Here is a 23,546-nt window from a genome sequence, read left to right on the forward strand (position 1 = left end):
GCGCTCCCGCTCTCCGGCTCAGCCCCGCCCTCGCTTCCCCGCGGCGAGCTCGCCGAACCGCTCCAGGTAACCGCCGAACCGGTCCAGCACCTCCCGCTCGGTGAGCCCGAACTCGTCGAGGGCGTAGCGATGGACCCCGCAGCGGTGCTGCGGGTGCTCGCGCATCCACCCCTCGATCCGCGCGGCGACAGCGCCGTCGAACCCGAGGCCGAAGCGCTCGTGGATGCGCCGCACCAGCCCGGCGGGATCCGCGGTCAGCTCCTCGTAGCTCGCGTCGAAGAACCGCGCCGGGTCGAGCCGCGCGCGGGCCTCGAGGAAGCGGTCCATCATGGCGCCGAGCAGCTCGAGGGCCCCCGGGCCGACCGCGCGCGGCTCGACCCGTCGCTGGTGGATCGCGCGCGCGGCGGCGACGAGGCTGCAGAACGACGGGACGACCCGGAGCGGATCCCGGTGCGTCATCACGATGCACGCGTCCGGATACACCTGCAGGAGCGCGGCGATCGACGGCAGGTGGAAGGGAGACTTGAGCACCCAGCGCCCCTCGGGGCGCCCCCATTGCAAGACCTGCAGCTGGCGGCGGTGATGCTGGTAGTCCGGGACGAGGTCCTGATCGAGCGCCCACCGCCGGTACGACGGCGTCTCGGCGCGGACACAGGGAAGAAGGGTGTTCTGCATCAGGAACACGCACTCTTCCGGGCCGTCCGCGGAGAGCTCGTGGATGGTGGCAAAGATCGGACAGACGGCGTGCGCGAGGCGGACGCGGCGCCTCGCCGCCGCGCGCCGGGGGTCGCGGGCCTCGTCCTCGGGGCGGACCGGCGGCGACGGCGCCTGGAGCCGCCAGAAGCGCGGAGCGTGCGCGTCCGAGTGCAGGATCATCAGGTTGTGCAGCAGCGTCGTGCCGGTCCGTGGATAGCCGACGATGAAGACCGGGCGCGGCGTGCGCTGCTCGGCGATCCGCGGCACGCGCCGCATGTCCTCGCGCAGCAGCAGGCGATTCGCGATCTGCCGCTCGATCTCGTCGCCGAAGCCGAGCCTCCCGAGCAGGGCCAGATCGGCCTCGTCCTCGAGCGAAGCGGAGAGGACCCGCAGCCCCTCCCAGAACCAGCCCTCGCCGGGATCGGTCAGGCCCGTGCGCCGCCGGGCGCGCTCGAACAGGGCATCGACGTCCAGGGGAGCGAGCGCGCGCAGGGCCGAGCGCCCCATCCGCGCCCCCACCGCGTTGAGCGCGCGGAACGGCATCGACACGCGGTACGGATGAGGGGTCGATCGGGTGGGTCCGTACATGCGCCGCCCTCAGGGTAGGGGCGCGCGGCACGGAGGGATAGCGCCGAACGGGCGGGCGCACGCGGGCCACGCGGCGGCTGCACCACGAGCGCATCCGATCCTTTTCGGCCGGGCGCTCCGGGCCCACACTGCCGCCATGCACGACGACAGCGCCCCCCGGCACTCCGCGCTCACCGAGAAAACGCTGGCTCACTACGACGATCACGCCCTGTCGTTCTGGGAGGGCACGCGCGATCACGACGTCTCGCAGAACCGCGCCGCGCTGCTCGCGGCCCTGGAGGGGGCAGGCCCGTTCACGATCCTCGATCTCGGCTGCGGCCCCGGGCGCGATCTCGCGGCGTTCCGGGCGGCGGGGCACACCCCGGTCGGCCTCGACGGGTCCGCGCGGTTCGTCGAGATGGCGCGGCGGCACGCGGGCTGCGAGGTGCTCCACCAGGACTTCCTGCGCCTCGACCTCGAGGCCGGGCGCTTCGACGGGATATTCGCCAACGCGTCGCTGTTCCACGTGCCGAGCAAGGAGCTGCCGCGCGTGCTCCGCGAGCTCCACGCCGCGCTCCGCCCGCGCGGCGTCCTCTTCAGCTCGAACCCGCGCGGCGACGATCGGGAGGGGTGGTCGGGCGACCGGTACGGCTGTTACTGGTCGCTCGAGCGGTGGCGAGAGCACGTGACCGCCGCCGGGTTCGAGGAGATCGAGCACTACTATCGACCGGCGGACCGGCCGCGCGAGCAGCAGCCCTGGCTGGCGACGGTGTGGCGCAAGCGCTGAACCGCCGGCGAGAGCAGCTTGCAGTCAGCTTGCGGTCAATCGCCCCGAAGCGGGCGGAGACGCGCGGGCGCCCGCGGTCAGTGCGCCCTGATCACCTGCGGGCGCGCGGGCGTGCGGGCGGCGGGGGCGCGGGACGCGGGCCCGCGGATGACCGCCGGGCCCAGCGCGACGATCACGAGGGCCAGCGCGACGACGAGGGCGAGGCCGCCGCGCAAGGTGAGGCGGTCGGAGACAAGGCCGATGGCCGGAGGGCCGACGAGAAAGCCGCCGTACGACAGGGTGGCGAGCGTCGCCAGCGCCTTGCCGGGCGCGACGCCGGGGGCGCTCGCCCCGGCGCGGAAGACCAGCGGCACCACGACGGACAGTCCGGCGCCCACGCACCCGAACCCCAGCAGCATGGCGATGGGGGCGTTGGCGAGCAGCGCCGCGCCGAGCCCGCCCGCGACAACGACCCCGGCCGCGCGCACGACCCGATCGGCGCCGAACCGCTGCGTCAGCCCGTCCCCGGAGAACCGCCCGACGAGCATCGCCAGCGAGAACGCGGCGTAGCCGGTCGCCGCGAAGGCCGCGGTGGTGTGGAGCTCGTCGCGGAGGTAGACGGCCGACCAGTTGGCCATCGCGCCCTCACCCACGGACGAGCAGAACGCGACGAGGCCGAGCAGGAGCAGCCCTGTCGAGCGTGCGGCCCCGGGGCCGGCCGCGGTCGCGGGCTCGGGGCGCGCGTCGGCCGAGAGCGCCCTGCCCTCGCGCGCGACGGCCGCGGCGAGGACGGCGGCGACGGCGGCGAGGTGCGCCGCGGGCGACAGCGCCCGGTCGGCCGCGAGCGCGCCAAGGGCCGCCCCGATCAGCCCGCCGAGGCTGAACATGCCATGGACCGAGGCGAGGATGGGCCGACCGGAGCGCCGCTCGACCTCGACGGCCTGCGCGTTCATCGCGACGTCCATGAGGCCGTTGCACACGCCGAGCAGCAGGAGGGCCGCGACGAGCGCGGCGAAGGAAGGGGCGAGCGCGGGCAGGGGCAGCGCCGCGCACAGGAGCAGGGCCGAGACCCGGGTGATGCGCCGGCTCCCGAAGCGGGCGACGAGCGGCCCGGCGGCGCGGAAGGCGAGCATCGCCCCGCAGGCGAGGCCGAGCAGGGCGAGGCCGAGCAGGCCGTCGCGCAGCCCGAGCCGCTCGCGGACCGCAGGGACACGCGCGGCCCAGGACGCGAAGGCGATGCCGTTCGCCACGAACATGACCGAGACGGCGCGCCGAGCGCGCGCGACGTCGTCGACGAGCGAGAGGGAGACGCCCATCACAGCACCCCCCGCGCAGGACCAGGCGAGCCGCTGGCGCACAGCCGCGGCCCGGGGAAAACCGTCCGGAGGACGGCGGTCAAAGTTGGAGGCTCCCCGGAAGGTTCGTGCATTTTCGTGAACATCAGGGAAAGATCTTGGGGCCGGATTGGACCGGAGCAAGCAACTTCGTGCACAAACAGGAACAACCGTGCAAAACAACGCAGACACCTCCGGCCTGATGGTGGCCGAGCGGCGCCAGCATATTCTCGCGGTACTGGAACGTGACGGGAAGGTGGTGGCGGCAGAGCTGAGCCGTGCCTTCGGGGTCTCGGAGGACACGATCCGGCGCGATCTGCGCGAGATGGCGAACGAGGGGCTCTTGCAGCGGGTTCACGGCGGCGGCCTGCCGGTCTCGCGGGTGAACCCGAGCTTCCCTGCGCGCGAGCGGGAGCGGCCGAAGGCCAAGGAGGAGCTCGCGCGGGCCGCGGCGACCTTGATCAAGCGGGGTCAGGTCGTGTTCATCGACAGCGGGACGACCAACGTGGCTGTGGCGCGCCACCTCCCGCGCGATCTCGAGGCGACGGTCGTGACCAACAGCCCTCCTGTCGCCATCGCGCTCTCGGAGCACCCGCGGGTGGAGGTGGTCCTGCTGGGCGGGCGCGTGCGCAAGGACCCGCTGGCCGCCGCCGACGGGGTGACCATCGCGGGGGTGCGCCAGATCCGGGCGGACCTCTGCTACCTGGGGGTGTGCACGCTCGATCCCACGTTCGGCGTCACCACGCTGGATCTGGACGAGTCGTACGTGAAGCGGGCGATGGTGGAGGCCTCGGCCGAGGTCGTCGCGCTGGTGACCGCCGACAAGCTGGGCACCGTGTCGCCCTACGTGGTCGCGCCGCTGAGCGAGCTCACGTGGCTCTTCACCGAGCGCGGCGTGTCGAAGGAGGCGCTCGCGCCCTACCGGGCCGCGGGCGTCACCGTCACGCAAGACCTCGAGGTGGAGCCGGCCTGAACCAGCCGGTCAGCGAGCCTGCCACGACGTCCAGGAGGCGCAGGCTCGCGCTGGCCATGCCGATCTCGAGGTGCCTCGACGCCCTCGCTTATCTCACGACGACCTTCGCCGTCGTGAACTTGACTGTCCCGCTGTTGTTCTGGGACTCGACCAGCAGCTTGACCTCGTGCAGGTTCCCCAGGGGAAGGCCGAGCGCTTCCCACTTGGTGAAGTGTTCGGAAATGGAGATGGTGCCGCACGTGCGAGCCGTCCGCCGGATGCTGAAATACTGATCGAACGTCTCGCTATCCCCCGTGATGGCCGGCTTGTTCACGCGGGTCTTCTTCCACACGTCGTAGGTCTCGCCATCGGCGGTGAGCGTGCCGACCTCGTCCCGCGGCGTCCCGTCGGAAGAAAACCCTGCCGGCTTCACGCTCCCCCAGTCGTCGAGGATATAGAACTCGCGCAGCGGGTTGACGGTCCAGCCGTAGATACCGATGTACGTCAAGCCGCCGTCCTCCTCCGTCTTGGTGTGCGCGAACTCCGCCGAGAAGGTGCCGATCTGGGCGTGCTTCCGGGTCTGGTTATAGTCGAGCCCGACGCGCGCAAGGAAATCCTCGACGTTGTTCCATTTCGCGCTGAACGCGGCGTCGACGCCGTGCACGGTCATGCAGCCCGTCCCGCTTCCCTCCGCCCAGAGCTCATAACCGTAACCATTGCCCGCATTGCCTTTGCTGTTCGAGCAATACTCCCTGCCTCCGGTCAGGGGTGTCGCCGGCGGGCAGGTGGTCGCGCCGCTGCCCGTGGACCCGCCTTCGCCGGTGGACCCGCCGCCGTCGCCGGGGGAGCCACCTCCACCCGTCGCTCCGCCCGCACCAGGGAGCCCGCTGCTGCTGCTGCTCGCGCCGCCGCTCCCCGTGACGCCTCCCGTAGTAGCGGAAGCAGCGTCCGCGCCCCCGGCGCCCGGTTGACCACCGCCTCCGCTGCCGACGGTGGATCCTGCGATCGATCCGCCGCTCCCGTCGTCGTCCTTCCCCTCCCCGGAGTCGGAACAGCCCGTGAAAGCCACGGCAGCGAGGCAAGCGGCAAGGGTACCCAGCGACCAACGGGACGGAGCGAGAAGCTTCATGGTTGGAGCATGCCAGGGGTTGCACGGGGTGATCAAGGGAGGCGAACCGCTGGAAGGGCAGCTCGTCGTCGGCTCGCCGCATCGGGCAGAAGTTTCCAGACCCGCGCGAACATCCCGCTCCATGCGCTGCGCGACGCGGGAGGGCTGAAGGTCGACGGCGTGCCCTCCACGAAGCAGCCATCGTGGCGCGGTGACATGCCGCGCGCCGAGGTGGGCCTGTGTCCGAAGAGAGGGATCTCCCCTCTAAGGCACCGTGTCTCGACGGGAAACCGACGAAGAGCGGAAGTTGGCTATCTTCGCGTCGACCTCGGCGGACGACAGGATCGCGTCCTCGGCGAAATAGACCCAGTCGACATCCTCGTGGTATGTCCGCGAGCTGCCCTTTGCCGCATCGAGCTCATCGTACCAGAGGTTGAAGAAGATGAATTGGTCCACCTCTGGAACGTACATGGAACCGTGCGTCGCGCGATGCACCCCATCGATGTAATAGCTGATGGACGTGCTGGTAACCTGGAGAACGAGCGTGTGAAAGCCGTTGAAGTTCGCGGAGACCAAGCTCGAGATGTTCACGTCCGACGTCTCCCAGGAAGTCAGCCACATCGTGCTCGTGTTGCCCTGGCCCCAGCCGCCGTTGGGCATGTACTCGAAATCCTGCTCCGAGTAGTCCGGGTCGCCGACGGCCCATTCGGTCAAGGTGAAGAAGGTCTCGACGGGCTTGTCGGCGTAAAAACGCGTGCCGGACAGCGGGGTGTCGTTGAACTTGACCCTGGCAGCGTAGGTGCCGAAGCGGAACTTCTGGGCATGGGTGATCACCTCGGCCTGCGAGGTGGTCGCTCCGGTGCCGCTCGTGCTCGCCTTGAGGCGCATCAGCTTGTTCGTGGAGCTCTGCGGGTCAGCGACCAGCGAAACGTTGGATTCCAGCCACGCCGCATCGCTCACCCCCGGCGCCCCCGACCAGCTCCGCAGCGACCACCAGCTCGTGAAGTTGGCGTCGCTGGTCCCGTTGTAGCTGAAATCGTCGAAGAACTCGGCCGTGACCGCGCTGCCTGCCCGGGTCGTCGCGCTCGCCTGATTGGAGGCGGCAGACGCGCCGCCCGCATTCAGGGCCGTGACCTTGTAATAGTAGGTGGTCGACGCAGCCAGGCCGGTGCTGTTGTAGCTGGTAGAGGTCACGCCGCTGGCGATCTGGTTTCCCGTGCCAGGCGTGAAACTCGACGTTGTCGATCGGTAGACGTCATAGCTCGTCGCACCGCTGCTCGCCGCCCAGCTCAGGGAGATCGCGCTCGCGCTCGACGCCGTGGCCGTCAGGGAGATCGGGGCCGGAGGCGGCGATACGCTGCCGCTCGGCGGCGTGCCGCTGCGCAGGCCGCCCGTGGGCGCGGAGCCGGCGTCGTGCACGGTGATACGGCCAGAGTTGGAGAAGGTCGTCTGGGTTCCGTACGAGTAATCGTCGGTCTCGACGACGTTCGTGTCGAACTCGATCCCGAGGTCGATCGGCTGGATCGTCGCCCCCGCAGCCAAGCTTCCGGCGGCGCTGGTGAAGCCGATCTGCACATAACGATCGGCGCCCGTATAGGACACTGCCCCGGTCGTCAGCGTGATTCGGCTGCAGCCCGGGCCCCACCACCAGCACGCCGGGGTCACGGTCGTCGCGCCGTTCTTCGTGAACCAGTAGCGTAGGACGATGCTGCTCAGCGGTATCGGGGCAGCGGTGTTGTTGCGAATCTTTATCCCGGCCTCGGCGATCGTGTCGTTCGGCGCGGCGGCGTCATAGTTGCTGTACTGAACGGTAAAGTCGGCCGTTCCGGCGGAACTGCCGCTCGAGTGACCGCAGGTCGAGAGCGCGACGAAGATGCCCAAGCACGCAAGGCGGAGGGCACGAGCCCGCAAGAAATCGGCCATCCTTTCGAGGAACGTCACGCGTGTGCGCCGGCCAGTCCACCTCATCCGCTCGAAAGCATGTAGATATCTCGAATTCATGATTGCCAATCGTGCTCCTTTCACGCCCGCATCGCGCGACATCGCCGGGCCGCTGTCGACTCCGAGCCTCGTGTCGCGCGGCGCCCGCTGTCGTTGTCGGCCGATCCGCCGTCGCCCGGTCTGGGCGAGACGGCCGTCTTCAAGTTCAAGCACGGCGCGTGCCAGCGCTGAGCAGCGCCGAATTGGGCTTAGAAGCGACAGGTTCAACGGAGCATTGCCGGGAGTGCGTACGAGGGCGATCCCGGCGATCCTCGGGGTGCGATCGGCCTCGCGTGACGTCGGCGCGGAGGCCTGCTGAGATGGCAGCATGCCTCCGCTGAGCGACGACGATGCCGCCTCCACCGAACTCCTGCCCGGGCCGGTGCGCCCCGCCGCGGCCGCGGCCGAGAGCTTCGCCCTCTCCGTCATGGCGGGCCCGGACGAGGGCCGCCGGTTCACGGTGGCGCCGGGGCTGCCCTCGCGCGTTCTCGCCGGCACGGGCCCCGCCTGCGACATCTCCCTCACCGATCGGCTCGTTTCGCGCCGCCACGCGGCCTTCGAGCTCGCCGGCGCCCGGCTCCGCGTCACCGACCTCGGATCGACGAACGGCACCTTCGTCCAGGGGATCCGCGTCGGCGACGCGTACCTCCAGGGCAGCGAGCTCGTCCGGATCGGCGAGACCGTGCTCCGCGTCGAGGCCCTCGGCGTCACGCAGGCGGCCGAGCTGTCGCCCGCCGTGCAGTTCGGCAGACTGCTCGGCGCCAGCGAGGAGATGCGGCGGCTCTATCCGCTGTGCGAGCGCATCGCGGCCTCGAGCGTCCCCGTCGTCATCGAGGGCGAGACAGGGACCGGCAAGGAGGTGCTCGCGGAGGCGCTCCACGAGCAGGGGCCGCGGGCGGCCGGGCCGTTCGTGGTCTTCGACTGCACCGCGGTGCCGCCGACGCTCGTGGAGTCGGCGCTCTTCGGGCACGAGCGCGGCGCCTTCACCGGCGCGAACGAGATACGCCGCGGCGTCTTCGAGGAGGCGCACGGCGGCACCCTGCTGCTCGACGAGATCGGCGATCTCGACCTCAGCCTGCAGGCCAAGCTGCTGCGCGCGATCCAGCGATCGGAGGTGCAGCGCGTCGGCTCGAACCGCTGGATCCGCGTGGACATCCGGGTGCTCGCGGCGACGCGGCGCGATCTCGATCGGGAGATCCAGGCGGGTCGGTTCCGGGACGATCTGTTTTTCCGGCTCGCGGTGGCCCGGATCGAGCTGCCGCCGCTGCGCAAGCGGCGGGGCGACGTCACGGTGCTCGCGCACCACTTCTTTCGGCAGCTCGCGGGCCGCGGCGCGCTCTTCCCACAGGGGTTCGGCGAGCGGCTGGAAGACTACGACTGGCCGGGCAACGTGCGCGAGCTCTACAACGCCGTGGCGCGGCGCGTGGCGCTCGGCGAGGACGCGCCGATCGAGATCACCCGGGCCGGACTGGCCTCCCCGGACGCGCCGGCCCCGGCCTCCACACCTGCTGGCGCGCGCGGAGGCACGGAGCCCGGGACGTCCGGCGACGTCATCGAGGAGATCCTCGCGCTCAACCTGCCCCTCCCGCGCGCGCGGGAGCGGGTCGTCGAGCACTTCGAGCGGCGCTACGTGGAGCGCGTCCTCGCCCAGCACGGGGGCAACGTCCGGAGCGCGGCGGCCGCGTCGGGCATCGCGCGGCGGTACTTCCAGATCCTGCGCGCCCGGCGAGCCACCTGACGTCCTGCGGCGCCGGCGTCCAGCTGGCGACAGGCACGCGGCAGGTCGCGGATGAGCTCCGGGCGGCCCGAGAGCTCCGGATCGCCGGGGGTGATCCGAGAGTTCCCTCGCCCGCGATCGCGGCGATCGCGCCGCGATCGCTCCGATCACCCCCCGCGCTCGCCCGGCTCGCCGGGCGCGATCGCGGCGCATCGGCCCTAGGTTCGCTCCAGGAAGAGCTCAGGATGGGCTGCCGCGGCGCCGTGCGCCGATCGTCGGGGCCATCGCCACGACTGGTACGTCGTTTGCTCTTCCGGCCTGCAGCAGCGAGCGACGACGACCTGGCCTCGCTCGGTACCACGATGGGCCTCCTCCACGGAGGGTGATCGCGGTCGAGCCCCAGCGGTGAGTCACGGCCCCGCGGCGCCGGAGTGCAGCATGGCGAACGCTGCATCGGGCGAGGCAACCGTCGGCGATCGTTCGTCTCTAGTCAAAGGAAGGTTACCATGTCTCTCCATCGTACTGCCATCGCACCTAAGCTGTCTCTTCTCCTCGTCGCCATCGCCACGAGCGGGCTCGGATGCCTTGCTTCCGTATCGCCGGAGGGCGAGATCGACGCGGATCAGAACGAATCTTCCGTGTGCGCAGACTTTCCGGAGTGGCAGGAGGGTCAGTGGTATGACGCGGGGGCCATCGTGAATTACCAGGGGTCGGCCTACATCGCCGAGTACGAAAATCCCGGCTACATCCCGACGGTCAGCACGTACTTCTGGGAGCCGTACTCCGACTGCAGCGGCAGCACCGAGCCCACCGAGCCCACCGAGCCCACCGAGCCCACCGAGCCCACCGAGCCCACCGAGCCCACCGAGCCCACCGAGCCCACCGAGCCCACCGAGGGCTCGTGCAGCTATCCGCAATGGCAGGAGGGTCAGTGGTATGTCGCGGGGACCGTCGTGAACTACGAGGGGTCGGCCTACATCGCCGAGTACGACAATCCCGGTTACATCCCGACGGTCAGCACGTACTTCTGGGAGCCGTACCCCGGCTGCAGCGGCAGCCCCGGCGATGGCGGCAGCCCCGGCGACGACGGCAGGCCCCGCGCGGCCGGTGGGCTCCCCGCAAAGGTCGTCGCTGGCTACTACCCCAACTGGACGGAAGCGCCCGTCCGCATCCGGGACATCAACAGCAATTACAACGTGATCTATCTCTTTCACGCGAAGCCCGTCGGAGGACAGCCCGGCACCACGGGCGCCGTCTACTGGGAGCCGCCGGGTAATGGCAAGGAAGCAGCGACGTACCTGAACGCCGACATCGAGTACGCACGGACGACCCAGGGTCGCAGGATCATCCTCACCGTCGGCGGCGCCAAGAATGGTATGAGCTTCCCGACGCGCGCGAAGTCGGAGACGTTCGTCAACAGCGTGATCGGGATCTATGACAAGCTGGGTGGGTTCGACGGCCTCGACTGGAACACCTTCGAGGCCGATCAGGCCCCCGACACCTCCGAGATGATCTGGATCAGCCAGGAGCTGAAGCGGCGCATCCCCGGCTTCCTCATCACCGCGCCTCCGGCCCCCTGGAACCCCCGCGACAAGACGTTTTGCAAGGAGATGGTGGACGCCGGCGCCATGGACTACGCGGCCCCGCAGTACTACGATGGCCCCGACCTCGCCGAGCAGTCTTACATCGTGAACAGCGTGAACGAGTGGGTCTCGCTGCTCGGTCCGACGCACGTCGTCGTGGGGTTCGGGCTCGCGGACCGGCAATACTACATGTCGATCGACGAGGCGATCCCCACGTGGAATCAAGTCGAGAGCAACCACCCGGCGCTCCGCGGCGTGTTCGACTGGGAGATCCACGTCGACGAGAGCAAGGGGTGGCAGTTCGCCAACGGCGTGGGACCTCTCGTCACGGACTGAAGCGGGATCGGGCGGAGCGCGCGGCGACTCCGCCCGCCGATCGCGGACAGCGCGCGCTCCCCTCGATTGAAGGAGGTCTGCGCCTATCGGTAGAAAGCGACATCGTCGATCCAGATATCGAACGCCTGCTCCTTGTCGAAGAAGAACTCGATGGCCCAGAGCCGCTCCAGGGCGGGCGCCAACAGCTGTTTACCGTAGGGCTCCTGCTTGAGGCACTCCACCGGAATCTTGAAGTGCTTCCAGTCGCTCTCCAGAAAGACGGGCTTGTGGAAGTGGTTGTTGCATTCCTCCTCGTCTTCGTTGCAGATGCCCCCCAGGTGATAGGTCTGCTGATCGATGAACATCACCTTCATTTTCCTGGTGGAGCCCTCCTCGGCGCGGGCCCAGAACGTGAGGCCACGGTACTCGGACGCGTCGTAGTAGGCCTCGTCGTCCAGATGGAAGCCGACGCCGGCTCCCCAGAGGAGGAAGCCGTCATCGGCGCTCGTGTGCACGGCCTTGACGCTGGCGCCGCGCGGAGGGTCGAAGGTGCTCACGAGGTCCGCCGGGTCCGCAGGATCCTGTTTTCCTTCCGGTGACTCGTCGTTGTCCTCGAACCAGAACCCTGCCCAAGGGTTCGCCCCGTTCCCTCCGGAGATCCGGGTATCTCCGTCTTCCATGTCGTCGATCATCGACAGGGCGAGGGTCTCCCCGGGCAGCACCGCGAGGATCTCGCATGGATCCCCCGCACCGCCGCCACTCCCGGCCGCTGAGCCCGCTGCGCCACCGCCTCCGGAGCTCACGTCCTCGGGCTCGTAGATCTTGTCGAAGCCGAAGAGCTGCGCACATCCGAGCCCGAGCAGCGCCATGGCACATCCGCCGGCGCACCGAACGAAAGCCAGCATCGTCTTCATTTTCATGTGAAATTTCGAGAGGTTTTTGTCGCGGAGGATATCAGGGTGGCCGCCGAAATGGAATGATGCCCCCATCGAGTCATTCGGCTGTAACCGATCAGTCAGCGAGCGACCACCGGCCATTCCGCCGCGCGATGGCGCAGACCGACGGAGCGCGCCCCAGATCTTTACTGGAACACTGTAAAAAGCGCTTCGATCCGTCAGTTCCTGAGTGCAGGCGTCGCGTACGCTGGTGTATAAGTTCGCCTGCTGGTGGAACCCATGTCGCTGAGTCTGGACGACGGGATGCTGTTTGCTGGCAGGTACCGCGTGGTGCGCGGAATCGCCAGCGGCGCGATGGGCGCGGTCTACGAGGTTCTGCACATCGAGACGGAGCGCCGGCGGGCGCTCAAAGTGATGCACTCGCACCTCGCCGGCAACCCCGATTTCCAGGCCCGGTTCAAGCTGGAGGCGCGCGTCGCCGCGCGCATCGAGAGCGATCACATCGTGGAGGTGTTCGACGCCGGGATCGACGCCGAGACCGGCAAGCCGTTCCTCGTGATGGAACTGCTCCGCGGCACGCTGCTCGACGAGCGCCTCCGCCACGCCGGGCGCCTGCCGCCGGAAGAGGCCGTCACCTTCCTGCGCCAGACCGCCATCGCCCTCGACAAGACACACGCCGCCGGGGTCGTCCACCGGGACCTCAAGCCCGCCAACCTCTTCCTGGCCGAGACCGACGACGGGGCGCCCCGGATCAAGGTGCTCGACTTCGGCATTGCCAAGCTCGTCGTCGAGACGGCGGCGGACTCGGCGGCGACCGCGGTCCTCGGCACGCCGCTTTACATGGCGCCCGAGCAATTCAGCGGCGAGTCGGTCTCGCGGGCCGCGGACATCTTCGCCCTCGGCATGATCGCGTACACCCTCCTCGTCGGCAAGGCGTACTGGTTGAACGACAGGCGGAAGTACGACAGTGCGCTCGCTTTCGCGACCCTCGCCGTGAACGGCCCGCAGGAGCCCGCGTCCGCGCGCGCGGACGCCGAGGGGGTGAAGCTGCCTCCGGGCTTCGACGCGTGGTTCGCCAAGGTGACGGCCCGCGCCCCCGAGGCGCGCTTCGCCACCGCTTCGGCCGCGGTCGAGGCGCTCGCCGAGGTCTTCGACCTGCCCGTCGCGCCGGTGCGATCATCGCGCCTGCTCCCCGCGGAGACGCCGAGTGGACATGCACCCCTGAGCTCCCGCTCCTTGTCGCTGCAGAGCGACGTCCAGCTCCCGACCGCGGCCGTGGTGACCGCGCTGCCCCCCACGAAGCAACGGAGCCGAGCCGCGATCACCGTCGCGGTGCTCGTCCTCCTCGGCGGCGGCGTCGGCGCCTTCGCCTCGCTGAGCCGCGGCGCGCTCCCCGCCGGCAGGAGCGCGGAGCCCGCGCAGACCGCGGGGGACGCGCGCTCGCCCGCCTCCGCGCCCCCTGAAGTCCATCCGACGCCGCCTCTCCCCGACGCCTCGGCGACAGCCACGGCGCCGGACGTCGCGACGCCCGCTCCCGAGGCCTCCGTGCCGCTGGGAAAGGGCAGCCGCGCGCTCGCCCCCGCGACGGGGGCGGCGAGCGCGTCGCCGCCGCCAGCGCTCGGCTCACGGCGCAGGCTCGCGCCAGCCCCGCCGGCCGCGGAGCCGAGCCCTGAGCTGCTGTACAAACCGGACTGAGCACGATGGCAGGGCGGACACTCCTTTGCCAGGAGCGAGCGGGAACGATGGTATTTGGCGGCTCACGCATGCGCTTCTCTTGGTTCCGGTCCACCTGCCTTGGCGTGCTGGGCGTCGCCATCGCGGCGCCGGCCAGCGCGCAGGCGCTCGCCGTCGCGGAGTCCCACTTCGACCGCGGGCGCGCCGACATGCTGGCTGGCCGGTACGAGACCGGCTGCCCTGCCCTCGCCGAAAGCCAGCGTCTCGATCCTCGCCCGGGGCGGCTATTCACGCTCGCCGAGTGCGAGGCCAAATGGGGGCGTATCGCGACCGCGGTCGCTCGCTACAACGACTATCTCGCGATGGTCGATCGCATGAGTGAGGCCGAGCGGGACAAGCAGTCGGTGCGACGCAAGATCGCGCTCGGGCAGCGCAGCGCGCTCGCGCCGCTCGTGCCGCAGCTCACGCTGTCGCTGCCGCCGGGCGCGCCGGCGGGGACGCGCGTGCAGTGCGACGGCATGGCGCTGGAGCAACCCTCGCTCGGCGTCGCGCTCCCCGTCGATCCCGGAGAGCACGTCGTGACGACGCAGGCGCCGGGAGGGGCCGTGACCGAGACGCGATTCACGATCGACCGGTCGGAGTCGAAGGCGATCGTGCTCGAGGTGAAGCCCCCGGCGGGCGCCAAGCCGCCGCCCGCCAAGCCGCCGGTGCCGGCGCCGGCGCCAGCGCCGGATCAGGGGCCCAGCGGCCTGCGGGTGGTCACCTATGTGGCGGGCGGGCTCGGCGTGGCCGGGCTGATCGTCGGATCGGTGACCGGGTGGATGGCGCTCGACGCGAGCGGCGTCGCGGCCGACAACTGCAGGGACGTGAGCCCCGACCGGGCGCGATGCAAGCCCGACGGGCTCGACGCTGGCAACCGCGCGAAGCAGCTTGGGCTGGTGAGCACGGTCGGCTTCGGCGCCGGCGTGGCGCTCGCCGGCGCGTCGGCGCTGCTCTTCCTGCTGGAGCCATCCCCGCGCCGCCAGCCGGCGCCCGAGGTGAGCTGGGAGCTGACGGCGGGCCAGGCTGGAGGCGGCGTCGTGGTGCGTGGCCGCTGGTGACGCGACTCGCGCGCGCCGCCGCGGGCCCATGAGCCGGCGCAACGGTTCGGCCCCGCGGAGCAGTCCTGCCTGGGGGTCTGTCTCGCGAACCAAGAGAGATTTGACGCAAAGACGCCAAGAGCGCAAAGGCGCAAACCTGCACAAAGTTTGTTCTTTCTTGCGCCTTTGCACCTTTGTGCCTTTGCGTTGAATTCTCTCTCTGGATCCCCGGCCGGACTCCGCGTGGGTGGAACTGGCGCCTCTCACCAAGGTGAGCTCACGGCGCCCCTGGGGCGCTACCCCGCACGGACAAGCACGAGGGCGTCGGACAGGATCCACAGCCCGAGGCCGATCAACACGAACGGCAGCGCCGCACGGCCGGAACGCCGGATGCGCGTGCCCAGGATCGGGTGGTTGACAAGGCGGTGCCCGAGCGCGCAGAAGGCGCCGGTCATGACCGCGAACACGGCCGCATGAAGCGGGATGTGCGCAGGGGAGCTGGAGAACAGCGGGATATAAACGCCAAGGTTGTCCCCGCCGTTCGCGACGGTCACGCTGGCCACGGCGATCACCTTGAAGCGCGACGCGCTGCCGTGGGGCTCGCGCGCGCTCTCCGCTGCGCCTGCTTCGTCCGCTCCGCTCGCCACGCCTGCTTCCCTGGCCCTGGAGCCCCGCCAGAGCGCCCAGAGGCCTCTCAGGCCGAGCGCGAGGGGAGCCAGGCCGAGCAGGCCGATCCATCCGTCCGGCACGCGGACCGCGAGCAGCGCACACGCGACGCTCGCGATCACGAGCGCCGCGTTGCCGAGGAACTGGCCGGCCACCACCTGAGCGGGGGTAAAGCCTGGATCCGCGAAGAAGGCCGAGAGAAGGAGGATGTCATCGATGTTCGTGGACACGAACACGACAACGCTCACCCCGAGAATCGGAAGGATCTGCTCCATGGCGCGCCCGCGGACGTACCACCCCCCGCGGCTCGCGTCTGCTCGGGGGGGCGCCGGCGCCGCGGGCGCCGCTCCGAACCGGCCGACGCCGGAGCCCACCCGGGCCTGCCGGGGTAGACCGTAATCACCGGAGCGGCGGCGCGTCTGCACAGGCGACAGGAGACGAGCCGCGAGCTCGTGTAAGGAGAAGCCATGGCGACGATTCCCCAGCCCGTGCAGCCGACCAGCGCGAAGGCCGCGCCCGCCGCGCAGGGCGCCCGGACGGAGCTTCCGGTGCAGGGCATGACCTGCGCGGCGTGCGTGCGCCGCGTCGAGAAGGCGCTGCGCGCGGCGCCCGGCGTCCAGGATGCGGCCGTGAACCTGGTGACCCGGCGCGCGACGATCACCTACGACGCGCAGGCGACAACGCCGGCCGCGCTCGCCAGCGCCATCGTGGAGGCGGGATACGAGGTGCCCGAGGTCCCCCCGGCGGCCAGCGTCCCTGAAGCCGCGCCGATCACCGGCCTCGCCGCAGCCCTGCAGGCCGACGGCATCCCCGCAAGCCCGGCGATCGCCGGCGTCCACGCGGACTCCACGGCGCCCGAGCGCCCGGCGGCGAGGGCGGACGCCCCACCGCAGCGCCCGCAGCCGAGCGCGGCCGATCGCGCCGCCGCCATGGACGCGGCCGAACAGAAGGAGCAGCGGACGCTCCGGCGCGACGTCGCGATCGCCGCGCTGCTCACCGCGCCGCTGCTCGCCGTGGCCATGTCCCACGGCGCGATCCCGGCGCTCGAAGGCGCCTCCGCGCGCTGGCTCTCGCTCGCGCTCGCGACGATCGTGGTCTTCGGGCCGGGGCGCCGGTTCTTTCGCCTCGCCTGGAGCGCGCTCCGGCACCGCGCCGCGGACATGAACACCCTCGTGAGCCTCGGGACCGGCGCCGCCTGGCTCTACTCGACCGCCGCGGTCGCGGCCCCCGGCCTCTTCCCGCACGCCGAGCACGGCCACGCGCCGCCCGTCTACTTCGAGGCCGCGGCCGCGATCGTCACCTTCGTGCTGCTCGGCAAGCTCCTCGAGACGCGCGCGCGGAAGCGGCTCGCCGACGCGGTGCGCGGGCTCGTGGCGCTCCAGCCGAAGACAGCGCGGCGCGTCCGCGGCGACGCCGAGGACGAGGTGCCCGCCTCGTCGCTCGCCCCGGGCGACCTCGTGCGGGTGCGGCCCGGCGAGCGCATCGCGACCGACGGCGAGGTGGTCGACGGCGCGTCCGCGGTCGACGAGGCGATGCTCACCGGCGAGAGCATGCCCGTCGACAAGACGGCTGGCTCGGCCGTGCTCGGCGGGACGCTCAACCAGAGCGGCGCCCTCGTCTTCCGCGTCACGAAGACCGGCGCGGACACCGCGCTCGCGCGCATCGTCGAGGCCGTCGAGCAGGCGCAGGGGTCCCGCGCGCCGATCGCGCGCCTCGCCGACGTGGTGAGCGGCGTCTTCGTGCCCGTCGTCCTCGGCGTCGCGTCGCTCGCCTTCGCCGCGTGGCTCGCGATCGACCCCACCGCCGCGGGGCTCGCCACGGCGGTCGAGCGGTTCGTCGCCGTGCTCGTGATCGCCTGTCCGTGCGCGCTCGGGCTGGCCACGCCGGCCGCCGTGGCCGTCGGGACAGGGCGCGGCGCGGAGCTCGGCGTCCTCGTCAAGGGCGGCGCGGCGCTCGAGGCGGCGAGCCGCGTCGACACGGTGCTGCTCGACAAGACCGGGACCCTGACCACGGGTCGGCCCGAGCTCACGGACGTCGTGGACCTCGCGGGCGACGGCGAGGCGGCGCTCCTCGGCCTCGTGGCGGCCGCCGAGCGAGAGAGCGAGCACCCGGTCGCGCGGGCGATCGTCGAGGGCGCCCGTGGCCGCGGGGTCGGCATGGCGCCGGCCTCGGCGTTCCACGCGGAGATCGGCCATGGCATCGAGGCGCGCGTCTCGGGGCGCCTCGTGCGCATCGGGACCGGGGCGTGGCTCCAGCGGGCGGGCGTCGACACGGCCGCGCTGGAGGCCGAGGCCGATCGCCTGGCCGCGCTGGGCCGCACGCCGTCGTTCGTGGCCGTCGACGGGCGGCTCGCGGGCCTCGTGGCGGTCGCCGATCGGCCCACCGAGGAGGCGCGCCGCGCCGTCGCGGCCATGGCCGAGCTCGGCGTCGAGGTGGCGATGGTGACCGGCGATCGGGCGGGCGCCGCGCGCGCCGTCGCCGAGGAGCTCGGCATTCGCGCCGTGTTCGCGGAGGTGAGGCCCGAGGACAAGGCGAGGATCGTCCGCGAGCAGCGGGCCGCCGGCCGCAGGGTGGCCATGGTCGGCGACGGCATCAACGACGCGCCCGCGCTCGCCGGCGCGGATGTGGGGATCGCCGTGGGCACCGGCACGGACATCGCCGTCGCGTCCGCGGACGTGGCGCTGATGCGCGGCGGGATCGCGGGCCTGCCGGTGGCGCTCGGGCTCGCCCGCGCCACCCTGCGGACGATCCGGCAGAACCTGTTCTGGGCGTTCATCTACAACGTGATCGGCATCCCGATCGCGGCGGGCCTGCTCTACCCGTTCACCGGATGGCTCCTGTCGCCCGTCCTCGCGAGCGCGGCGATGTCGCTGTCGAGCGTGTCGGTGCTCACCAACTCCCTCCGGCTACGCGCGTTCGGTCGGCCGTAGACCGGCATGCGCGAGCGCGCTGGCGGACACAGCAAAAGCGGCGCGTTCCTGTAGCCTTTGCAGCCCGACGCGGTAAAGCAAGAAGCCGACGAGCAGCGCGCTCGTCGCGCTGTTATCCCGAGCAGCCGGCTCATCGCGCCAGCGAAGCGCTCGGCCCGGGCGCCAGTGCGTCGCGCCGCTTCACGCCCGCTCGCAGGGCGGCTACCCGGAGAGTGAATGAGCGGAGCCGCGGATGCACCGAAGCGTTAAAAATACGGAGGATCCATGAGAGCTTATCGCCAGCATATTGGCACAGCCATTGCTTTTGCCCTGTCCCTCTCGGCCCACGCCGCCGATGCCGCCGTCACCGTCGGGCTCATCGAGCCGACCAATGCGATCATCGAGAGCAGCACGATCCCGGTGCACGCAACGGCGTCGTCCCCCGAGGACATCTACTATGTCGAGGCGGAGTTCGAAGGGCTCACCATCGAGCTCACGCCGACGGAAGGGGGTCATTTCCAGGGAGCGTTCGACCTCGGCGAGCTGGCGGGCGAGCTCGCCTATGGGCCCCACGTCGTGACGGTCCACGCGTACAGCACGCTTGGCGAGGTGGCGAGCGCGCAGGGCACCGTACACCGGTACGCGCCGCCGACGCTTGGATGGAACGCGGTCACGCACGACACCCTCACCGACGGCTGGCGCTTCGCCGCGAAGTGCATCCCGACGCCGCCGTACGCGTGCAAGAGCCTCCGGGCGAGGTTCCAGACCGACAACGGAAGCTACGAGCTCCTCGCCGAGCCGGGGTTTCCCGTCCCGCAGCCTGTGCCGGGGCGCCTCTACGTACTGGAGGGGATGTACGACGGCCGCATGATCCCGTCGGGTAGAACGTACACGCTCACGATCGAGGTGGACGACTACATCGGGCCCACCATCACGAAGACCATCGGCCCCATCTACGTCGAGCGGAGCCCGAGGCTCACCGCCGTCCAGCGCGCGCCCGGCACCATCCTCGATTTCGACGCCGCGCGGATCCTCTTCCGGGACCTGTACCAGCGCCTCGGGATCTTCGACCGCGCCACGCAGCAGGTGACCTGGGTCGCGACCATCCCTCAAGGAGATCTGCCGTTCAGCGAGGTCTACGGGGCGCTCACGCCGTCCGGGTCCGTACACCAGTCGACGACGGGCCACATCCTCGCCTGGGTCAACAACGCCCGGCGCACCATCACGAGCGCGGCGCGCCTCGACGCGGTGAACGGCGACAACATCGTGTGGACGACGAGCAGCGACGACTGGGCCGTCGCGACCTCGCTGTCGGCGGGGACGAGCAGGACCCTCTGGCGCATCGACGGGAGCAGGTCGCCGTTCCAGGCCGACATCACGCCTTCCGGCGGCGTCTATTTCGGTACCTACGAGGGTTCCGCCATCGTCGGGCCGAGCGGGGTGCGCCTCGGCGATCACGAGGGCAACCTGCAGCGGCCGATCACCGACGGGACGAACGTCGCCGGCCGGTGGTGGGACGGCATGACGAGCTCCAGCTACCTGTACACGGCGGAGGGAGAGGAGGTGTTCCTTGGCGACTCGATCACCGGCACCTCGGCCGGGCTGCTGGTTCACGCGGGCCACGCCGCCTTCCTGAGGAGCGACGGCGCCGTCAACCAGGTCTGGCTGCGGACCCCCGACGGCGAGCAGCATCAGATCAGCGATTTTACGACGTCGAGCCAGTTCGATCAGGTGAAGCTCCGGGTCGGCCACGACGGCATCAGCGACACCGGCGAGGTCCTCTTCCTGAACGGCGGCAAGCGCTATCTGGGCCGGGCGGGGGGCGCGCCCGAGACCATCGGCTCGTCTCTCGGGCACGGTCGCTGGCTCGACGGGAGCTGGTATGTGACCATCGGCAACACGATCTTCCGGGTCTCGAGCCCGCAGGGCGCCGTCGCGCAGCTCGCCGCGCCGGGGAGCGCGGAGTTCGCGCCGGAAGAGGGCCTGGGCGGCGAGCGAGAGGTGCTGTCTACCTCGTTCGCCGTGGACGAGGTGCTCGATGAGCCCATGTGGGCTCGGGATCTGCACGAGCCGGACGCGCTGCCGGCGTCGGCCGACGCGGACACGGACGGCGGCTTCGCGCCGGCCGCGGCCGGGTGCAGCACCTCTGGCCCGGCGGGCTCCGCGGGCAGCGCCGCCGCGCTCGCGGCGGCGGTCGCGGGCCTCGTGCTCGGGCGGCGGCGGCGCGCGCGGTCGTAGCGGCGCCGCGAGCCTCCCTCCCGGCCCGGTCGGCCTCGTTCGGGCCGGGATGCCGCGCTCATCGGCGCCAGCCTCGCAGCGGCCCTGCCCTCGCGGACGCCCCGCCCGTCATCCACCCATCACTCGGCGACGACGATCTGCCATCGCTGCTCCTCGCCGCCGCCGCCCCCCCGCTGCTCGATCGCGGCGGCGTCCTCGGTGGAGCCCTGGTAGACCCCGATCAGCTTGCCGCTCTTCTTGTTCCTGATCTGGAAATCACCGCCGCCCAGATCGATGAACAGCCACGCCTGGTTGTCGCCGTCGTGGTTCTCCCATTGCACCAGCGCGACCCCGTCGCTCGTCGACTCGTCAGGGACATCGAGCACCTTGCCGCTCTTGACGTTGGTCACCCGGAAGTAGCCCGATCCATTGTAATTGAAGCTCCACTTCTGGCTGTCTCCGCCCCTGTCCGGGCTCTGGACGACGTCCGCCCCGTCCTCGCCCGACGCGCCGACGACATCCATCACCTTGCCGCTCTTCTTGTTGACGAGCTTGAAATTGTTCGTCGCTCCGGCGACGGCGCCCGCCGACGTGTCGATGGTCAGCGTGTTGTTCCAGCGCATGCTCATGGTGGTGTCCGACGGGAAGGAGATCGGCTGCCAGACGTACGTCGAGTTGTTGACCGGTCCGCTCCAGGCCCCTGCCCACCGGTCTCCCATGTACAGATAGGCCGTCCCGGCGCTGCCCTGGACCGGGAGCACGTAGGTCGACTGGGAGTGGTAGGTCGTGCCGTCACCGACGTTGGTCATCGCCGACCAGCCCCTGTCGAGAGCGCGGGACGTCGCGTATTTTGCCTGGTTGGGCGACCAGCCCGTGGCGCCGGAGGTCAGCAGGAAATAGGTCCCGTTCCGCTTGAACAGCGCCGGCGCCTCCCGGTGCCCGCCGGGGAAGAGCGTGGCGGAGAGGCGGGCGACGGACAGGTAGTCGGGGGCCAGCTCGTAGAGGTTGAGATCGTAGTTCTCGTTCGTGGCGGAGATGAAATAGCCCTTGGCGTCGTCGTCGACGAAGAGCCCGCAGTCGCGGGACATGTACCCGGGCTTGCCGTGATCGGTCACCCCGCTGCCGGCGAGCGGCCGGAAGCTGCCGTGATACGTGTAGTCGCCGTCCACGGTGCTCGAGCTCGCGACCGCGGCGCGGGCCTCACCGTAGTTCACCCCGTTCTCCCAGTGCATCCACATCACGAATCTGTCCGTGGATGCGTTGTAGACCACCTTCGGGCGCTCGATGTTGGCCGGATCGAGGTCCTTGTCCGAGTCCATCGTCAAGACATGGTTCCTGAACTCCCAGCGCCGCAGATCGGTCGAGCGATAGCAGGAGACGGCATAGAACGTCCCGTCCGGGTTCCGGTTCTCTCCGAACCAGTAATAATGGTCGCCCACCCGGATCACCCCTCCCCCGTGCGCCTGGATGGGTTTGCCCGAGGTGTCGGCCCACTGGATCCCGTTGACCAGGGGGCCGACCGCCGGCGGCAGCTCCGGTCCCCCACCCTCGCCAGGCGCCCCGCCGCCGCCGGACGCCGAGCCGACTGACGCGCCGGAGGTGCCGGGCGCCCCGCCCGCCGAAGCGCTGGAGGTGCCGGGCGCTCCGCCGCCGCCGGACGACGAGCCGACCGACGCGCCGGGCGCTCCGCCGCCGCCGGACGACGAGCCGACCGACGCGCTGACCCCGGAAGCGCCGCCGCCGCCCTCCGATGAGCCCCCAGGGAGCTCTTCCGAGCCGGAAGCGCAAGACGCGACGCCGAGCCCCACGACCAGCAGGCCCATCACCGGAGACAAGGAACCGAGACGCATGACGCCCTCCAGAAAGAGCGAGATCTCGGTGTCTTCAACCGGACGAGTCAAGTCCTTCTCGCGCGCAGCGACCTGGGTGATTTGATCCGCTCCCGTGCGATCTGCCAGCCTGCGCGCCGGGGAGATCGCGGCAGCGCGCTCGTGGCCCGATCAGGCCCGCGCCGCGGGGATCGCCGCCGCTCCGCGCGGGGCGGCGATCTTGTACCTGTCGCGGGCCCAGGCGGCGATGTCGGCGACCTGCCGCTCGACGGGGGTCGCCGACCAGCCGAAGGCCTCGCGAAAGCGCGCATCGTCGATGACATAGGGCACGTCCCACTGGTACGCCATCTCGGCCACCTCCCGCATGAAGGGCGAGAACAGGCCCACCGCGCGCAGCAGGACGCGCGGGAGCCGCGCCACCTCGACCTCGACGCCAAGGGCGCGCCCGAGGCGCTGCGCGAGCGCCCGCGTGCTCTCGGCAGGCGCCGTCGGCAGGTGCCAGACATGGCCCATCGCCTCCTCCCGCTCGCCCAGCGTCACGAGGCCCCGCGCCACGTCCTCCACGTAGGTATACGAGTGAGGCATCTCGGGATCACCCATGCACTCCACGGCTTTTCCGGCGAGCGCGCGCGCGTAGAAACGGTCGCCCCAGGCAGACAGCGGCACGTCGGCGCCGAAGAAGTCGCTGGCGCGCCCGATGGCCACGCGCACGTCGCCGCGGCGCTGGGCCGCGAGGCGCAGCTCCTCGAGCTCGACGCGCAGCGCGCCCTTCTTGCTGCAGGGGCGGCGCGGCGAGTCCTCTCGCATGGCGCCGTCGGGCACGCCGTACATGTACAGGCAGTCGAGGGCCACGAGCTTCGCGCCCGCCTTGCTCGCGCCGTGCACCGCGCCGCGCGCGATGGGCAAGAGCTGCGTGGCCCAGAGGTGGTAGGGCGGGTTCATGCAATCGTAGACCACGCTCGCGCCGCGCGTGGCCTCCTCGGCAAAGGCGAGATCGGTGATGTCGCCGCACACCGACGTGAGCCCCGGGCGCTCCGGAGCGCGGCGGGTGCGCTGCACCAGGCGCACACGATGGCCCTGCGCCAGCAAGAGAGCCGCGACCCGCGGGCCGATCTGGCCGGCGCCGAGCACCACGTGGAGGCGAGACGAGGAGTTCGGGACGAGCGATGCGTTGTTCATGGGCGCCAGGATGAGTCTTGCACTCACGCAATACAACGCCCAGAAACGCAACATATAGCGGCAAAAATGCAAGACCTGC

At 70.8% G+C, this 23,546-nt stretch carries 16 protein-coding genes; 8 read left to right on the top strand and 8 right to left on the bottom strand.

The window, feature by feature from the left end; translation table 11 throughout:
• Positions 1-18: 18 nt before the first annotated feature.
• A complete protein-coding gene (locus tag WMF46_RS21870; protein ID WP_437987347.1) occupies positions 19-1,284 on the bottom strand; it encodes a sulfotransferase family protein in 1,266 nt (421 codons plus the stop codon).
• 136 nt (positions 1,285-1,420) lie between these two features.
• Here WMF46_RS21870 and WMF46_RS21875 point away from each other — a divergent pair, with 136 nt between their 5' ends.
• On the top strand, positions 1,421-2,050 hold the full coding sequence (locus WMF46_RS21875) for a class I SAM-dependent methyltransferase (protein WP_437987348.1): 630 nt from the start codon (positions 1,421-1,423) through the stop codon (positions 2,048-2,050).
• 77 nt (positions 2,051-2,127) lie between these two features.
• Here the strand turns inward: WMF46_RS21875 and WMF46_RS21880 are convergent, their stop codons facing one another.
• A complete protein-coding gene (locus WMF46_RS21880) occupies positions 2,128-3,345 on the bottom strand; it encodes an MFS transporter (protein WP_437987349.1) in 1,218 nt (405 codons plus the stop codon).
• Between the two features lie 190 nt (positions 3,346-3,535).
• On the opposite strand from WMF46_RS21880, the gene WMF46_RS21885 reads away from it, so the two are divergent.
• The gene (locus WMF46_RS21885) at positions 3,536-4,336 is read left to right on the top strand and encodes a DeoR/GlpR family DNA-binding transcription regulator (protein ID WP_437987350.1); all 801 of its coding nucleotides are present in this window, start codon (positions 3,536-3,538) and stop codon (positions 4,334-4,336) included.
• Positions 4,337-4,424: 88 nt separating this feature from the next.
• Here the strand turns inward: WMF46_RS21885 and WMF46_RS21890 are convergent, their stop codons facing one another.
• Together WMF46_RS21890 and WMF46_RS21895 are read right to left on the bottom strand one after the other, a co-directional pair.
• On the bottom strand, positions 4,425-5,384 hold the full coding sequence (locus WMF46_RS21890) for a glycoside hydrolase family 11 protein (RefSeq protein ID WP_437987351.1): 960 nt from the start codon (positions 5,382-5,384) through the stop codon (positions 4,425-4,427).
• Positions 5,385-5,687: 303 nt separating this feature from the next.
• A complete protein-coding gene (locus tag WMF46_RS21895) occupies positions 5,688-7,733 on the bottom strand; it encodes a cellulose binding domain-containing protein (protein ID WP_437987352.1) in 2,046 nt (681 codons plus the stop codon).
• Here WMF46_RS21895 and WMF46_RS21900 point away from each other — a divergent pair.
• Both WMF46_RS21900 and WMF46_RS21905 read left to right on the top strand, forming a co-directional pair.
• A complete protein-coding gene (locus WMF46_RS21900) occupies positions 7,732-9,141 on the top strand; it encodes a sigma 54-interacting transcriptional regulator (RefSeq protein ID WP_437987353.1) in 1,410 nt (469 codons plus the stop codon). The two genes, WMF46_RS21895 and WMF46_RS21900, sit on opposite strands and share 2 nt — an antisense overlap.
• A 485-nt stretch (positions 9,142-9,626) precedes the next feature.
• On the top strand, positions 9,627-11,039 hold the full coding sequence (locus WMF46_RS21905; protein WP_437987354.1) for a glycosyl hydrolase family 18 protein: 1,413 nt from the start codon (positions 9,627-9,629) through the stop codon (positions 11,037-11,039).
• Positions 11,040-11,122: 83 nt separating this feature from the next.
• Here WMF46_RS21905 and WMF46_RS21910 read toward each other — a convergent pair whose 3' ends face one another.
• Positions 11,123-11,923 carry a hypothetical protein gene (locus WMF46_RS21910; RefSeq protein WP_437987355.1) on the bottom strand — a complete coding sequence of 267 codons (801 nt, stop codon included), beginning with the start codon at positions 11,921-11,923 and terminating at the stop codon, positions 11,123-11,125.
• Between the two features lie 270 nt (positions 11,924-12,193).
• Here WMF46_RS21910 and WMF46_RS21915 point away from each other — a divergent pair, with 270 nt between their 5' ends.
• Together WMF46_RS21915 and WMF46_RS21920 are read left to right on the top strand one after the other, a co-directional pair.
• Positions 12,194-13,609: a protein kinase domain-containing protein gene (locus tag WMF46_RS21915; protein WP_437987356.1), complete on the top strand. Its 1,416-nt coding sequence runs from the start codon at positions 12,194-12,196 to the stop codon at positions 13,607-13,609.
• 68 nt (positions 13,610-13,677) lie between these two features.
• On the top strand, positions 13,678-14,688 hold the full coding sequence (locus WMF46_RS21920; protein WP_437987357.1) for a hypothetical protein: 1,011 nt from the start codon (positions 13,678-13,680) through the stop codon (positions 14,686-14,688).
• A gap of 275 nt (positions 14,689-14,963) precedes the next feature.
• Here the strand turns inward: WMF46_RS21920 and WMF46_RS21925 are convergent, their stop codons facing one another.
• Positions 14,964-15,608 (bottom strand): cadmium resistance transporter, encoded by a 645-nt coding sequence (locus WMF46_RS21925; RefSeq protein ID WP_437987358.1) that lies wholly within the window; start codon positions 15,606-15,608, stop codon positions 14,964-14,966.
• A gap of 192 nt (positions 15,609-15,800) precedes the next feature.
• On the opposite strand from WMF46_RS21925, the gene WMF46_RS21930 reads away from it, so the two are divergent.
• Both WMF46_RS21930 and WMF46_RS21935 read left to right on the top strand, forming a co-directional pair.
• Positions 15,801-18,263 (top strand): heavy metal translocating P-type ATPase, encoded by a 2,463-nt coding sequence (locus tag WMF46_RS21930; RefSeq protein WP_437987359.1) that lies wholly within the window; start codon positions 15,801-15,803, stop codon positions 18,261-18,263.
• Between the two features lie 264 nt (positions 18,264-18,527).
• On the top strand, positions 18,528-20,480 hold the full coding sequence (locus WMF46_RS21935; RefSeq protein WP_437987360.1) for an MYXO-CTERM sorting domain-containing protein: 1,953 nt from the start codon (positions 18,528-18,530) through the stop codon (positions 20,478-20,480).
• 119 nt (positions 20,481-20,599) lie between these two features.
• Here the strand turns inward: WMF46_RS21935 and WMF46_RS21940 are convergent, their stop codons facing one another.
• Both WMF46_RS21940 and WMF46_RS21945 read right to left on the bottom strand, forming a co-directional pair.
• The gene (locus WMF46_RS21940; protein WP_437987361.1) at positions 20,600-22,309 is read right to left on the bottom strand and encodes an RICIN domain-containing protein; all 1,710 of its coding nucleotides are present in this window, start codon (positions 22,307-22,309) and stop codon (positions 20,600-20,602) included.
• Between the two features lie 150 nt (positions 22,310-22,459).
• The gene (locus WMF46_RS21945) at positions 22,460-23,467 is read right to left on the bottom strand and encodes an NAD-dependent epimerase/dehydratase family protein (protein WP_437987362.1); all 1,008 of its coding nucleotides are present in this window, start codon (positions 23,465-23,467) and stop codon (positions 22,460-22,462) included.
• Between the last annotated feature and the right edge of the window lie 79 nt (positions 23,468-23,546).

This window comes from Sorangium sp. So ce117, from assembly GCF_051524395.1.
Classification (GTDB): Bacteria; Myxococcota_A; Polyangia; order Polyangiales; family Polyangiaceae; genus Sorangium; species Sorangium cellulosum_B.